Annotated in this window: 11 protein-coding genes; 3 read left to right on the forward strand and 8 right to left on the reverse strand. The window is 70.3% G+C overall.

Features of this window, described 5'->3' with window-relative positions; genetic code table 11:
• Nucleotides 1-413: 413 nt before the first annotated feature.
• Together ccmB and ccmA are read right to left on the reverse strand one after the other, a co-directional pair.
• The gene (gene ccmB / locus MFF58_RS26225; RefSeq protein ID WP_238292222.1) at nucleotides 414-1,082 is read right to left on the reverse strand and encodes a heme exporter protein CcmB; all 669 of its coding nucleotides are present in this window, start codon (nucleotides 1,080-1,082) and stop codon (nucleotides 414-416) included.
• Nucleotides 1,079-1,717 carry a heme ABC exporter ATP-binding protein CcmA gene (gene ccmA, locus MFF58_RS26230; protein WP_238292224.1) on the reverse strand — a complete coding sequence of 213 codons (639 nt, stop codon included), beginning with the start codon at nucleotides 1,715-1,717 and terminating at the stop codon, nucleotides 1,079-1,081. The genes ccmB and ccmA overlap by 4 nt, the downstream gene beginning before the upstream one ends.
• A gap of 127 nt (nucleotides 1,718-1,844) precedes the next feature.
• Here ccmA and MFF58_RS26235 point away from each other — a divergent pair, with 127 nt between their 5' ends.
• On the forward strand, nucleotides 1,845-2,030 hold the full coding sequence (locus MFF58_RS26235) for a hypothetical protein (RefSeq protein WP_238292226.1): 186 nt from the start codon (nucleotides 1,845-1,847) through the stop codon (nucleotides 2,028-2,030).
• Here the strand turns inward: MFF58_RS26235 and MFF58_RS26240 are convergent, their stop codons facing one another.
• Nucleotides 2,031-2,804 (reverse strand): RNA methyltransferase, encoded by a 774-nt coding sequence (locus MFF58_RS26240; RefSeq protein ID WP_238292228.1) that lies wholly within the window; start codon nucleotides 2,802-2,804, stop codon nucleotides 2,031-2,033.
• Nucleotides 2,805-3,011: 207 nt separating this feature from the next.
• Here MFF58_RS26240 and MFF58_RS26245 point away from each other — a divergent pair, with 207 nt between their 5' ends.
• Nucleotides 3,012-4,226: an NADP-dependent isocitrate dehydrogenase gene (locus tag MFF58_RS26245; RefSeq protein ID WP_238292230.1), complete on the forward strand. Its 1,215-nt coding sequence runs from the start codon at nucleotides 3,012-3,014 to the stop codon at nucleotides 4,224-4,226.
• Between the two features lie 69 nt (nucleotides 4,227-4,295).
• Here MFF58_RS26245 and MFF58_RS26250 read toward each other — a convergent pair whose 3' ends face one another.
• Together MFF58_RS26250 and MFF58_RS26255 are read right to left on the reverse strand one after the other, a co-directional pair.
• A complete protein-coding gene (locus MFF58_RS26250; RefSeq protein ID WP_238292232.1) occupies nucleotides 4,296-4,733 on the reverse strand; it encodes a DUF3429 domain-containing protein in 438 nt (145 codons plus the stop codon).
• Nucleotides 4,734-4,884: 151 nt separating this feature from the next.
• Nucleotides 4,885-8,130, reverse strand: coding sequence for an SEL1-like repeat protein (locus MFF58_RS26255; protein WP_238292234.1), 3,246 nt, complete (start codon nucleotides 8,128-8,130; stop codon nucleotides 4,885-4,887).
• 296 nt (nucleotides 8,131-8,426) lie between these two features.
• Between MFF58_RS26255 and MFF58_RS26260 the strand changes: the two genes are divergently transcribed.
• Nucleotides 8,427-10,214 carry an acyl-CoA dehydrogenase C-terminal domain-containing protein gene (locus MFF58_RS26260; RefSeq protein ID WP_238292236.1) on the forward strand — a complete coding sequence of 596 codons (1,788 nt, stop codon included), beginning with the start codon at nucleotides 8,427-8,429 and terminating at the stop codon, nucleotides 10,212-10,214.
• Between the two features lie 186 nt (nucleotides 10,215-10,400).
• Here MFF58_RS26260 and MFF58_RS26265 read toward each other — a convergent pair whose 3' ends face one another.
• The 3 genes from MFF58_RS26265 to MFF58_RS26275 form a co-directional block, all read right to left on the reverse strand.
• Nucleotides 10,401-11,681 carry an O-acetylhomoserine aminocarboxypropyltransferase gene (locus tag MFF58_RS26265; RefSeq protein ID WP_238292238.1) on the reverse strand — a complete coding sequence of 427 codons (1,281 nt, stop codon included), beginning with the start codon at nucleotides 11,679-11,681 and terminating at the stop codon, nucleotides 10,401-10,403.
• A gap of 84 nt (nucleotides 11,682-11,765) precedes the next feature.
• Nucleotides 11,766-11,981, reverse strand: a complete 216-nt coding sequence (locus tag MFF58_RS26270; protein WP_238292240.1) for a hypothetical protein — start codon at nucleotides 11,979-11,981, stop codon at nucleotides 11,766-11,768.
• A 36-nt stretch (nucleotides 11,982-12,017) separates the two neighbouring features.
• Nucleotides 12,018-12,260, reverse strand: coding sequence for a hypothetical protein (locus MFF58_RS26275; protein ID WP_238292243.1), 243 nt, complete (start codon nucleotides 12,258-12,260; stop codon nucleotides 12,018-12,020).
• Nucleotides 12,261-12,522 lie beyond the last annotated feature (262 nt).

Below are 12,522 nucleotides of genomic sequence, written 5' to 3' on the forward strand. Positions count from 1 at the left end.
AGGGCTCTGGGCCGCCATCGGCCGCTTGGTGGATGCCATCACCCCCGACGAGTGCGCCAACTTCTTCGCCGCCGCAGGATACGACCCCGATTAAACCGAAAACGCTCTAGTAATTGGATTGTCGTCTCTCTATGAAGATTGGTATGCGCCCACATCATCTCTCATGAAACGTCTCGTTGATCCCATAAATCCCGCAGGCTAGCCGTTAAGTACAACAGTGGATTGATTAAGACTAAAATCTATATTTTATGCGATGATCATCTTGGATTTTAATCGGTCTGTCGACCTGTAGGCCTTGATACGTGACGGGATTATCCTGCAACATCCATGGCTAAATACCCTAGGGGGTGGATGTTCCAGGTGTTGCAGGCCCAGATCTTCAGAGCGGCGGTGCTGTGCCTGCCGCGAAAATCTCACTCCGGCCAGCGCAGCGCCGCCGCGGCCGCCAGCGTCCCGACCACGGCGGCGATGAGCGTCAGCGCGGCCAGTACCGCCAGCGGCACCAGGAACGGCACCGTCCCCCCGCTCGCCGCCTGAGCGGCCGAGACGCCGAAGATCAGCGTCGGGATCATCAGTGGCAGGACCAGCACGGCGAGGATCAGGCCGCCCCGGCGGATCGAAGCGGTCAGCGCCGCCCCCACCGCGCCGATGAAGCTCAGGGCCGGCGTCCCGGCCAGCAACGTCAGGGAGGTGGCGCCCATGGCGGTGCCGTCGAGGGCGACGAGGAGCCCGAAGAGCGGCGCGGCGAGGACCAGGGGCAGCCCCGTGGTCAGCCAGTGCGCCGCCACCTTGCCGAGCACCACGAGTTCGAGGGGCACCGGCGCGGCGGTCATCAGATCGAGGGAGCCGTCCTCCTCGTCGGCCTGGAACAGGCGATCGAGGCCGATCAGCGTCGCCAGCACGGCGGCGAGCCACAGGATCGCCGGGCCGATCCGCGACAGCAGGTTGAGGTCGGGCCCCAGCGCGAACGGCACCAGGGCGACGATCATGAGGAAGAAGACCAGCGACAGGGCGCCCGAGCCGCCGACGCGGCCGGCGAGGCGCAGGTCGCGGGCGATCAGGGCCAGGACGGCCCGGATCATGCCCAATCCTCCAGCGCGTCCGCGACCGGCGCCGCGGCCGCCCGATCGATGCGCAACTCCGCGGCGTCAGCGAGACCGAGCGACTGGTGCGTCGCGGCGATCACGAGGCCGCCGCCGGCCCGATGCTGCTCCATCAGGCCGGCGAGAACCGCCTGCGAGGCGGTGTCGAGGGCGGCGGTGGGTTCGTCCAGGAGCCAGAGCGGCCGGGCGCAGACGAGGAGCCGCGCCAGGGCGACGCGCCGCCGCTGGCCGGCCGAGAGATAGGCCACCGGCAGGTCGTGGGCGTGAACGAGGCCGAGCTGCTCCAGCGCGTCGCGGGGCGTCAGGCGCGGCGCGCCCAGGAGCCTCTGGGCGAACAGGAGGTTCTCCCCCGCGGTCAGGGAACTCTTCAGCCCGTCGCGATGCCCGACAGCGTGCAGGCATTCGGGCAGGCTCGCCTCGCCGACATCGGCGACGGCGATTCCCCCGGCATCCGGCCGCAGCCGGCCCGAGAGGATGGCCAGGAGGCTCGACTTGCCCGCACCGTTCCGGCCGGTGACCGCCAGGGCGTCACCGGGACCGAGGGTGAAGGAGAGGTTGGAGAAGATGCGGCGCCCGGAGCGGCGGCAGGCCAGATTGTCCACGCTGAGCCGCACCCGATACACCGCCCTCTTCCCCGCCGACGGACGGCGCCAGCAATCGTCGTCGTCTCCATGCCCGATTGCACAGCGGAACGGAACCACAGTCCAGCTCGGGCTTTCGTCCCGCAACGGAGGTTTGCCCATGCCTGAGGCGATGAACCCGAGCGAGGCGGACGTCGCCGCGACACCCGACGCGGTGGCCGGTCGCGCCAAGGTCGAGGCACGGATGGCCGAGTGCACGGCCGAGGAGCAGGCTGCCTTCTGGGACGCGGTCGGCCGCTGCTTCGGCGGCGGCAAGCCGCCAGATATGGAGCCCGCCTCCGGCTGATCAGCCGCCCTTCCGCGTCAAGGCCCGCAGCGCGCCGCGGAAGGTGCGCACGTCCTGCTCAGTCAGGCTCATGCGGTGGAGCATGTCCCGCATATTGCGGGCGATGATGTCGCGTTTCTCCGGGGGATAGAACTTGGCCGCGTCGAGCGCGGTCTCGAGGCTCCCGAACAGCGCGATCAGCGCCTCCCGCGTCGCGGGCGGGGACAGGAGCTCTCCGGAGAACGGCAGCCGGGCCCGGCCGCTGGCCTGCCGCCACGCGTAGCCGATCAGCAGCACCGCCTGCGCGAGGTTCAGCGACGGGAAATCCGGCGACACCGGGAACGTCACGATCGCGTCGGCGAGGGACACCTCGTCGTTGGTGAGCCCCACCCGCTCGCGGCCGAACATGACGGCGCAGCGCTGCCCCTCCCGAGCGACGAGTTCGGCCATCCCGTCCTCGGGCGCGAAGACGCGCTTCATCTGTCCGCGCTCGCGCGCCGTCGTGGCGAGCACGAAGGTGAGGTCGGCGATCGCCTCGGCGACGCTGCCGTGGATCGTCGCCCGGTCCAGCACGTGGGTGGCACCGGAGGCCGCCTCGCGCACGCCCTTCTTCGGCCAGCCGTTCTTCGGGTTGACGAGGCGCAGCTCCGACAGGCCGAAATTCGCCATGGCGCGGGCGGTCATGCCGATATTCTCGGCGAGCTGAGGCTCCACGAGGATCACCGCGGGGGCGATCCCCGGCGGGAGTTCGGTGACTGTCCTCGGGGCTTCGCCCTGCGCGTCGCGGCTCGTCATGGCCGCCCTCTGGCATGACGGGGCCCGGCCCGTCGAGGGCCGGGTGACGAAGCCGCCCGGATGACAGTGCGCGCCTTTCGTCGCCGGAAGGGCCGCGCTATGTCGCGGAGCGATTCCGACCCGACGGTCTGGCCCAACGGTCTTGGGCAGGCGACCGCACGACCCTTGCAGGCCGTGTGCGGGAACAACGCGAGAAGGCAACGGTCCATGGCGAAGATCAAGGTAGCGAACCCCGTCGTCGAGCTCGACGGCGACGAGATGACCCGGATCATCTGGGCCGAGATCAAGAACAAGCTGATCCATCCCTATCTCGACGTCGACCTCGAGTACTACGACCTCGGGGTCGAGCACCGCGACGCCACCAGCGACAAGGTGACGGTCGACGCCGCCGAGGCGATCAAGCGCCACGGCGTCGGCGTGAAGTGCGCCACCATCACGCCCGACGAGCAGCGGGTGCAGGAGTTCGGCCTGAAGGAGATGTGGCGCTCGCCCAACGGCACGATCCGCAACATCCTGGGCGGCGTGATCTTCCGCGAGCCGATCATCTGCAAGAACGTGCCGCGCCTCGTGCCCGGCTGGACCCAGCCCTTCGTGATCGGCCGCCACGCCTACGGCGACCAGTACCGCGCCACCGACTTCAAGGTGCCCGGCAAGGGCCGCCTGACCATCAAGTTCGAGGGCGACGACGGCACGGTCATCGAGAAGGAGGTGTTCAAGTTCCCCGAGGCCGGCGTCGCGATGTCGATGTACAACCTCGACCAGTCGATCATCGACTTCGCCCGGGCGTCACTGAACTACGGCCTGGCGCGCAAGTACCCGGTCTACCTGTCGACCAAGAACACCATCCTCAAAGCCTATGACGGCCGGTTCAAGGACCTGTTCCAGAAGGTTTACGAGGAGGAGTTCGAGGCCAAGTTCAAGCCCCTCGGCATCACCTACGAGCACCGGCTGATCGACGACATGGTCGCCTCCTGCCTGAAGTGGTCGGGCGGTTACGTCTGGGCCTGCAAGAACTACGACGGCGACGTGCAGTCCGATACCGCGGCCCAGGGCTTCGGCTCGCTCGGCCTGATGACCTCGGTGCTGATGACGCCGGACGGGCAGACCGTCGAGGCCGAGGCCGCCCACGGCACCGTCACCCGGCACTACCGTGAGCACCAGAAGGGCCGCGAGACCTCGACGAACTCGATCGCCTCGATCTTCGCCTGGACCCGGGGCCTGTCTCACCGCGCCAAGCTGGACGGCAACGACGATCTCGCGAAGTTCTCGGCAACCCTGGAGAAGGTCTGTGTCGACACCGTCGAGGCCGGCCACATGACCAAGGATCTCGCGCTCCTCGTCGGACCCGATCAGAAGTGGCTCTCCACCACGGGCTTCCTCGACCGGGTCGACCAGAATCTGAAGGCCGCGATGGGCGCCTGAGGCGTCGGTCTCAATGATAACCGGCGGGCGTCCCGGACGCCCGCCGTTCCTCGGGACGGCGGTTCGCCCTCAGGCGGCCACGAGAAGGGCGGCGCCGGCGACGCCGGACAGCACCAGGCGCAGCCGGCCGAGCCAGAGCGGCGCGAGGCCGCGGCGGGGCAGGTCCTGGTCGACGAGGCCCCAGGCCAGCACGAGACCGCCCAGGACGCGCAGGTCCCAGGGCGCGGGTGCGGCCAGCGCGGCCCAGGCCACGAGCGAGGGGAAAATCGCCAGGACGTAGTCGGCGTTGCCGGCGTTGCGCGCCGCCGCGGCACCCCAGCGGATCCCGCCGAGGAACGAGGCGATCACCGCACCGTAAGCGGACAGGATCGTGCGCGGCGACAGCCCGATGCTGCTCAGGCCCCCGTCCGTCCCCGAAACCGCGAGCGCGGCGAATCCCAGGAACGGGATCAGGCCGGCCACGCCGAGCACGATGGCGCTGATCGGCACTTGGTTCCGGCTCGCCATCCATCCTCCGAGAAGCGGTGTGGGCCGGCGTACCGTGCAATCCGATTTCGGCCTGATGCCAACCCGGGCGGAGCGTTCCCGCATCGCGGCACGGCGGTCAAGCTCGGTGCGGAGGCCCGACGCCGGGAGCCCGGCGGCGTACCACCGCAGGTTAAGTACGCCGCGGCGGCGCCGTGAAGGCCACGGCGTTCGGCGTCGGGGCACCGAGGAGCGACATCGGCGCGGATGCGCCCGCCTTCGGAGCCGGGGGCTCGTTCACCGCCGCGTCAATCTTTCGCGGCTTGAAGCTGGTCGCCAGGCTCTTCGCGCTGGCGAGGTCGGCGGGGCTCAACTTGTTGGCCACGTCGTCGCGCTTCTTGGCGGCGTCGTCGTCGCCCTGGGCGGCGGCGGCGGCGAACCAAGCGTAGGATTGAACGAGGTCCTGCGTGAGGCCCAGGCCGCGTGCGTAGAGGACGCCGAGGTTGTACTGACTGTCACGGACGCCGAACTCGGCACCCTGGCGGAACCAGGACGCCGCCGTGGCGAAGTCCGGCTTGCCGTTGGCGCCGGGATTCTCCGCGTGGAGGACGGCGAGGTTGTGCATCGAGCGGGCATGACCCTGCTCGGCGGCCCGGCCGTACCACAGCTTGGCCTTCTCGAGGTCGCGGACGACGCCGGATCCCTTCTCGTAGTGGCCGGCGACCTTGTACTGGGCGGGCGCGTAGCCCGCGACGGCCAGCTTCTCGAAGAGCTTGGTCGCCGTCGCGAGATCCCGGGGCATGCCGCGGCCGTCGGCCTCCCGCGTCGCGAGATCCCACACCGCCGTCCCGTCGCCTTCCAGCGCGGCGAGCTTCACCTTGGCCAGCGCCGGCGGCAGGGTGCTGAGATCGCCCTGCAGGGTGCCCATCCCGGACACCTGGGGCACCGACGTCCTGACCGCCGACGGGCGGGCCTCGGCCGGGAGCGGGTTCGGGAGGGCCTGCGTGGTCGTCGGATCGGCCGCCGGCGGTCTGGCTGCCGAGGCGTCCTTCGGCGCGTCCTTGGCACCCTCCTTCGCGCCCTCCTTCGCGTCGTCCCTGACGGTGTCCTTCGCGGCGTCCTTCGAAGAGTCCTTGGAGGGATCCCGGGCGGGCTCCTCGCGGGCGGGTGCGGGCTGATTCACGGGAGCGGCGCGCCGCGGCTCCTCGGGGCTGCGCAGGCTGATCGCCTGCAGTGCCCCCAGCGCCAGGACGATGGCGGCGAGGCCGAGCAGCAGCGGCCGGCGCCGCCGGTCGATCTCGGCCCGCAGCCGGCCGAAACGGCCCTCCTCAGCGGCAGCCTGCGGCGTCGCCTTCTGGGCGCGGCCATCCCGGCGCTCCGCGGGCGCTTCCGCGGCCAGTTCCGCCTGCGCGGCCTGGGCGGCCCGGCGGGCCGCCGCGATGAAGCTCGTCTTGATGTCGGCCTCTCCGCCGGCCTCAGCCGTCGGGCGCTCCGTGCCGGACCGGCGCGCGGACGACTCGCGTCCGCCGCGCGATTCGCGGCCCGGGCGGCCGCTGCCGGGCTCCAGCAGATCGTCGGCGATCCGCGGGGTCTCCGCGACGTCGCGGCGTGCCACGATCCGGCCTTCGGCGGGGACGGGGGCCACCTCCGCGCTGGTCGAGGACATCAGCCGCTCGTCGAGGGACGGAGCCCGCGCCGTGATCGCCTCGGCGGGGCCGAGCCGGACGAGGAGGCGTTCGAGGGCGGACTGGACGCCCTCAAGGGTGGCGCCGAGGCGCTGATCGGAGGCGACCTGCCGTGCCTGCATGTCCGCGAGGCTGGCGCGCAGGAGCCCGATCTCGCCGGTCTCCGCGGCGGCGATGCCGGAGCCCTGCAGAGTCTCGGCCACCGCGTTGCGCGCGGCACGCTCGACGGCGGCTTCGCTGGGCGCCGCCTCCCGGAGGGCCGTCACCTGCCGCAGCAGGTCACCCATGGTCCGTTCGAGGCCGGCCAGGGCGGGATCGGCGCTGTGCGGCGCGTCGAGGCGGCCCGCCAGGGTGACGACCTGCTTCTCCAGGGCGTCGAGCCCTTCGTGCTCCGAGCGGCTGCCGACCTGATCGACCTTCTCGGCGAGGTTGCGCAGCATGGCGTGGATCGAGGCCATCTCGCCGGGGCGGGACATGTCCCCGTCGGCGGCGTGCTCGGCCCAGTCCTCACGGGCGCAGAGGAGGTCGACCTTCTCGGCAAGCGCCTGGATCTGGCCGGCGAGCGCCGCCGGCGCCGCGAACTTCACGTCGCTGCGAATCTCCTCGAGCAGCGGCCGCAGATCCGGATTCGTGCCGACCCGCTGCAGCTCGGCGATCTGCGCGCTGACGGCTTGGAGGCTCTGCGCGAGCCCCTGGATGCGCTCGGGACCGGCCAGTGCCCCGATCAGCCGGCGGATCTCCTCGAGTTCGCCGAAGAGACCGGTCAGCGTGTGGTCGTCCCGGCCGGCGGCTCCGGTCGCCGCCACGCTGTCCAGGCGCTCCGCGAGGCGCCGGACATCCTCGGCGACGCGGCTGTGGACGTTCTCGGCGACTTCCTCGGCCAAGCGCTCGACCTGCGCCCGCACCTGCTCGATCGGCGCCGCGATGGCGGTGAGGTCGGTGCCGGCCTGCGCCCGCTCGACGCCGCTCGCCAGGGAGATCACCGCCTCCTCCAGGGCGACGATGTCCCGGCTCGTGGCGAGCTGCGTGATCGCCTCGCGCAGGCGCACGGTCTCGTCCTGAAGCTCGGCCAGGGCGGCGGAAGGCCCGGCCACCTCCTCGATCCGCGCCTCGAGGCGGCGGGCAAGGTCCATGCGCATGCTGGCGACGACGCCGCCATCCGGATCGGCCGGCGAGGCCGCGGTCGTCGACAATTCGCGCTGCCGCTGGCGGATGTCCTGCACGGCGCTGCGGATGTCGCCCGGGGCGGGGCGCCCGCGACGGCCGGGCTGGCGGGTGGCGGCGACCTGCTCGCCGAGCTGCGACATGCGGCGCTCGATGTCGCCCAGGCGCTCGGTCACCTCCTGCACGGGGGCCGCCTTCAGGGCGCGCTCGATCCGCGCCTCGATCTCGGCCAGGCGCCGCGACTCGGCATTCTGCACGCTGCGGCGTTCCTCATCGAGGGCCCGGTCGAGGCCCTCGAGACGGTGGATCAGTGCGGCCAGGCCGTCACCGTAGGTTTCCGCGACGCCGGACGCGCCGACCTGCCGGTCGAGCTCCGGGGCGACGTCGGATCGGGGCATCGGCTGGGCGAGCTGCTCGGCCCGGTGACGGCGACGCTGGCGGCGGTTGCCCGGACCGCCGGATTTCGACTGCGGGACCACCGAGGCGATCCAGGTCTCCAGCGGCACGCCGGCCCGCGCCGCCACGTCCCGGGCGGCGTCGAGCACCTCGGGATCGAAACTGTCGAGCTGCGGCATCGCGGTGCTGGTCATCGGGGGCCTATCGTCGGCAGTTCGGCGTCCAATCCTGGGTGCGGAGCGGGAACCGCTGATCGGTATCCACGGAACGCGCGCATCGGATCGTTCGAGCGTGACCATTAACTTTCTTGGTAAACACGAGGTTAAGGGGTGGCGGGTGCGGTAATCGTTGCCACCCGATTGCCCGCCGCCGGCCGGCCTTGCGTCGCCATGCAGCGAGGCCGAGCCGTTGCTCGGGAGGGCGCCGGACGGTTACATGGCGCAACCGCTGCGGGCCGCTCCGAGAGGCCCGCACACTGGGGATGCCAGAGATGCCGCAGTATCGTGCACCGGTCGAAGACACGCTGTTCCTCCTCAACGACGTGCTGGGCTTCCACGCCCGCGACAACCTGGCCGGCTTCGCCGACGCATCCCCGGACGTCGTCGAGGCGGTCCTCCGCGAGGGCGCCAAGCTCTCCGAGGAGGTGCTGGCCCCGCTCAACCGGACCGGCGACGTCGAGGGTTGCCGCCGGGAGACCGACGGCACCGTGCGCGCACCCAGCGGCTTCAAGGCGGCCTACGACACCTACGCGACCGGCGGCTGGATGGGCCTCTCGGTGCCTGAGGCCTATGGCGGCCAGGGCCTGCCCCACACCCTCAACACCGCCATCCAGGAATTCACCTCCGGCGCCAACCTCGCCTTCGGGATGTATCCCGGCCTGACCCAGGGCGCGATGGCGGCGCTGCTGGTCCACGGGACCGAGGAGCAGAAGGCGCGCTATCTGCCCAAGATGGTCGAGGGGGCCTGGACCGGCACCATGAACCTCACCGAGCCGCATTGCGGCACGGATCTCGGGCTTCTCAAGACCAAGGCGGTGCCCAACGGCGACGGCTCCTACAGCCTCACCGGCACCAAGATCTTCATCTCGGCCGGCGAGCACGACCTCGCCGAGAACATCGTCCATCTCGTCATCGCCCGCATCGAGGGCGCGCCCGCCGGAACGAAGGGCATCTCGCTCTTCGTCGTGCCCAAGTTCCTCGTGAACGAGGACGGCTCGCTCGGAGCCCGCAACGGCGTGTCCTGCGGCTCCCTGGAGCACAAGATGGGCATCCACGGGAACGCCACCTGCGTCATGAACTACGACGGCGCCACCGGCTGGCTGGTCGGACAGGAGAATCGCGGCCTCAACGCCATGTTCGTGATGATGAACGAGGCGCGGCTGGCGGTGGGAGTCCAGGGGCTCGGCCAGTCCGAGGTCGCTTACCAGAACGCCGCCGCCTACGCGAAGGACCGTCTCCAGGGCCGGGCGCTGACCGGCGCGAAGGCGCCCGAGAAGGCGGCCGATCCGATCATCGTCCACCCCGACGTGCGCCGCACGCTCCTGCAGATCCGCTCCTTCAACGAGGCGGCCCGGGCGCTGATGCTCTGGACGGCCCTCCAGGCCGACATCCTGCACCGCTCGGAGGATGCTCAGGAGCGCCAGGCCGCGGACGATCAGCTCGGGCTGATGACCCCCGTGGTGAAGGGCGTGTTCACCGATCGGGGGTTCGCCAACGCCGTCGAGGCGCAGCAGCTGCTTGGCGGTCACGGCTACATCGAGGAATGGGGCATGTCGCAGTTCGTGCGCGATGCCCGCATCGCCATGATCTACGAGGGCGCCAACGGCATCCAGGCCATGGACCTGATCGGCCGCAAGCTGCCCAAGGACGGCGGCCGGGCCATGATGGCCTTCCTGGGCGAGGTCCAGACCTTCCTGAAGGACCATGGCGAGGATCCCGCGATGGCGCCGTTCACCAAGCCGCTCCAGGCCGGAGTGAACGACCTCCAGGGCGCCGTCATGTGGCTGATGCAGAACGCATTCTCGAAGCCCGACAATGCCGGCGCCGGCGCCACCGACTTCATGCACCTCTTCGGTCTCGTGGCCCTCGGCTACATGTGGGCGCGGATCGCCAAGGCGGCACTGGCCAACCATGCCGAGGCGCCCTCCCCGCGCTGGGAGTCGAAGCTCACGAGCGGCCGGTTCTTCATGGAGCGGATGCTGCCGGAGACGGGCCTGCGCCTCTCGCGGATCAAGGCCGGCTCGGAGAGCACCATGGCGCTGATGGCGGACGCGTTCTGAGCCTCCAGCCGGTCGCCGCGCCCGCGCGCGGCGGCCGGCATCGGTTCGGCATCTCCGCACCGTCGCCGTCGCCGTCGCGAGCGCGACGCGCACAACGCGGTCAGCGCGGCGGCGTCATCCTGGCGTAAGCCCGGTCAGCGTCACCGTACTGGCGACGACGGCGCTGCCCCAGGAGGCGAGCACCCCTCAGCCGACGAGCGCGGCGTCCAGATCCTCGATGAGGTCCGCCGGATCCTCCAGGCCGATCGACAGCCGCACCACGTCGGGTCCGGCGCCGGCGGCGGTCTTCTGCGCGTCGGTGAGCTGGCGGTGCGTGGTCGAGGCCGGGTGGATGATCAGCGAGCGCGTGTCGCCGATATTGGCGAGGTGCGAGAACAGCTGCAGGCTGGAGACGAGCTTCACGCCAGCGTCGTAGCCACCCTTCAGCCCGAAGGTGAAGACGGCGCCGCACCCGTTCGGCGTGTAGCGCCGGGCGAGCTCGTGATAGCGGTCGCTCTCAAGGCCCGGATAGCTCACCCAAGACACCGCCGGATGCGTCGACAGGTGCCGCGCCACCGTCAGCGCGTTGTCGGAATGGCGCTGCATCCGCAGCGGCAGGGTCTCGATGCCGGTGAGGATCAGGAATGCGTTGAACGGCGACAGGGCCGGCCCGAGGTCGCGCAGGCCCAGCACCCGGCACGCGATGGCGAATCCGAAATTGCCGAAGGTCTCGGCCAGAACCATGCCGGAATATTCCGGCCGTGGCTGGCTCATCATCGGGTAGCGGGCGTCGCCCGCCCACTGGAACGAGCCGCCATCGACGATCAGGCCGCCGATCGAGTTGCCGTGGCCGCCGAGGAACTTGGTGGCCGAGTGGACGATGATGTCGGCCCCGTGCTCGAAGGGCCGGATCAGGTACGGCGTCGCCATGGTGTTGTCGACGACGAGCGGAATGTTGTGCTTCTTGGCGATCCGCGACAGCGCCGCGATGTCGGTGATGACGCCCCCCGGATTGGCGATCGATTCGCAGAAGATCGCCTTCGTGCGCGGCGTGATCGCCGCCTCGAACGAGGCCGGATCGTCGTTGTCGGCCCAGGCCACCGACCAGCCGAAGTTCTTGTAGGAATGGTTGAACTGGTTGATCGAGCCGCCATACAGCTTGTTGGAGGCGACGAACTCGTCGCCCGGCTGCATCAGGGCATGCATGGTGAGGAACTCGGCGGCGTGGCCGGAGGCGACCGCCAAGGCCGCGGTGCCGCCCTCCAGCGCTGCGATGCGCTCCTCCAGCACGGCATTCGTCGGGTTGGTGATCCGCGTGTAGATGTTGCCGAAGGCCTGAAGCCCGAACAGCGAGGCGGCGTGATCGACATCGTCGAACACGAAGCTCGTGGTCTGGTAGATCGGCGTGGCCCGCGCGCCCGTCGCGGCATCGGGGGCGGCGCCCGCGTGGATCGCCAGCGTGTTGAAGCCGGGCAGGCGGTCGGTCATCGTCGGTTCTCCTCGGAGCACCCGCGGCTGTACGCCCGCGCGGGAGGGCGACGCAAGCTCCCGGTACGGGCCCGGACCGCGCCTCTACACCTCCGGCATGTGGCCGATGTCGACGTGCGGCTGCCCGGCATCCACGAGCGCACGGTCCACGGCCTCGATGGCGAGCAGCGTGCGGGTCAGGTCCTCGGCCATGGAGATCGGCGCCACGTCGAGTCCGCCCAGGCGTCGGGAAATGGCGTTCCTCTGGCGCGCCAGCGCGGCGCGGGCACGGTTCAGATCCTCGATCTCGTCGGTCGTCATCGTCGGTCCTTCCCCCGGCTTCTGCCGGTGTGGTGATCAGCTGCCCGGCGTCCAGTCGATGTTCGGCCGCTGCGCGAGGATGCGCGCGAAGTAGTCGGCCACCGCCTGGGCGCCGTCGGTGTGCATCATGGCGACGGGATGCGCGAGATACGCGCGGGCGAGATCGAGCGGTAACGTCCCGTCCCGGAACGCCTCCAGCACCGCGTCGATGAACTCGTCATGGGCGTCGTTGAATTCGTTGGACAGCTTCTTGCGGTCGTTCAGGGCCTTGATCGGCATGCCGTTTCCATCTCTCCGGGTTGATGTCTGCACCGCCTCGCGTCAACCCGCCCGAACAGGAACGCGGCTCGGAAGGTTCCAGCCTGCGGGCCATGGGGCGGTCGCCGGCCGAACTTCAGTAACCCTCCGCGCGGCGCGATTGGAGCGAAAAGCCCGGCTCAGCCGTTAATGCCTTATGTCGACGATGTCAGTGCGCGCCCATACAGTCGAGATTGTCCCGTGTGCGGACGACCCGCGATGCTACCGCTGGCTCATACGGGCC

The organism is Methylobacterium longum (assembly GCF_022179385.1).
Lineage (GTDB): Bacteria > Pseudomonadota > Alphaproteobacteria > Rhizobiales > Beijerinckiaceae > Methylobacterium > Methylobacterium longum.

Bases quoted from the DNA above. Each gene is read 5' to 3' on its own strand.
- ccmB (WP_238292222.1), bottom strand. From the start codon at position 1,082: ATGATCCGGGCCGTCCTGGCCCTGATCGCCCGCGACCTGCGCCTCGCC.
- MFF58_RS26235 (WP_238292226.1), top strand. From the start codon at position 1,845: ATGCCTGAGGCGATGAACCCGAGCGAGGCGGACGTCGCCGCGACACCC.
- MFF58_RS26240 (WP_238292228.1), bottom strand. From the start codon at position 2,804: ATGACGAGCCGCGACGCGCAGGGCGAAGCCCCGAGGACAGTCACCGAA.
- MFF58_RS26245 (WP_238292230.1), top strand. From the start codon at position 3,012: ATGGCGAAGATCAAGGTAGCGAACCCCGTCGTCGAGCTCGACGGCGAC.
- MFF58_RS26250 (WP_238292232.1), bottom strand. From the start codon at position 4,733: ATGGCGAGCCGGAACCAAGTGCCGATCAGCGCCATCGTGCTCGGCGTG.
- MFF58_RS26255 (WP_238292234.1), bottom strand. From the start codon at position 8,130: ATGACCAGCACCGCGATGCCGCAGCTCGACAGTTTCGATCCCGAGGTG.
- MFF58_RS26260 (WP_238292236.1), top strand. From the start codon at position 8,427: ATGCCGCAGTATCGTGCACCGGTCGAAGACACGCTGTTCCTCCTCAAC.
- MFF58_RS26265 (WP_238292238.1), bottom strand. From the start codon at position 11,681: ATGACCGACCGCCTGCCCGGCTTCAACACGCTGGCGATCCACGCGGGC.
- MFF58_RS26270 (WP_238292240.1), bottom strand. From the start codon at position 11,981: ATGACGACCGACGAGATCGAGGATCTGAACCGTGCCCGCGCCGCGCTG.
- MFF58_RS26275 (WP_238292243.1), bottom strand. From the start codon at position 12,260: ATGCCGATCAAGGCCCTGAACGACCGCAAGAAGCTGTCCAACGAATTC.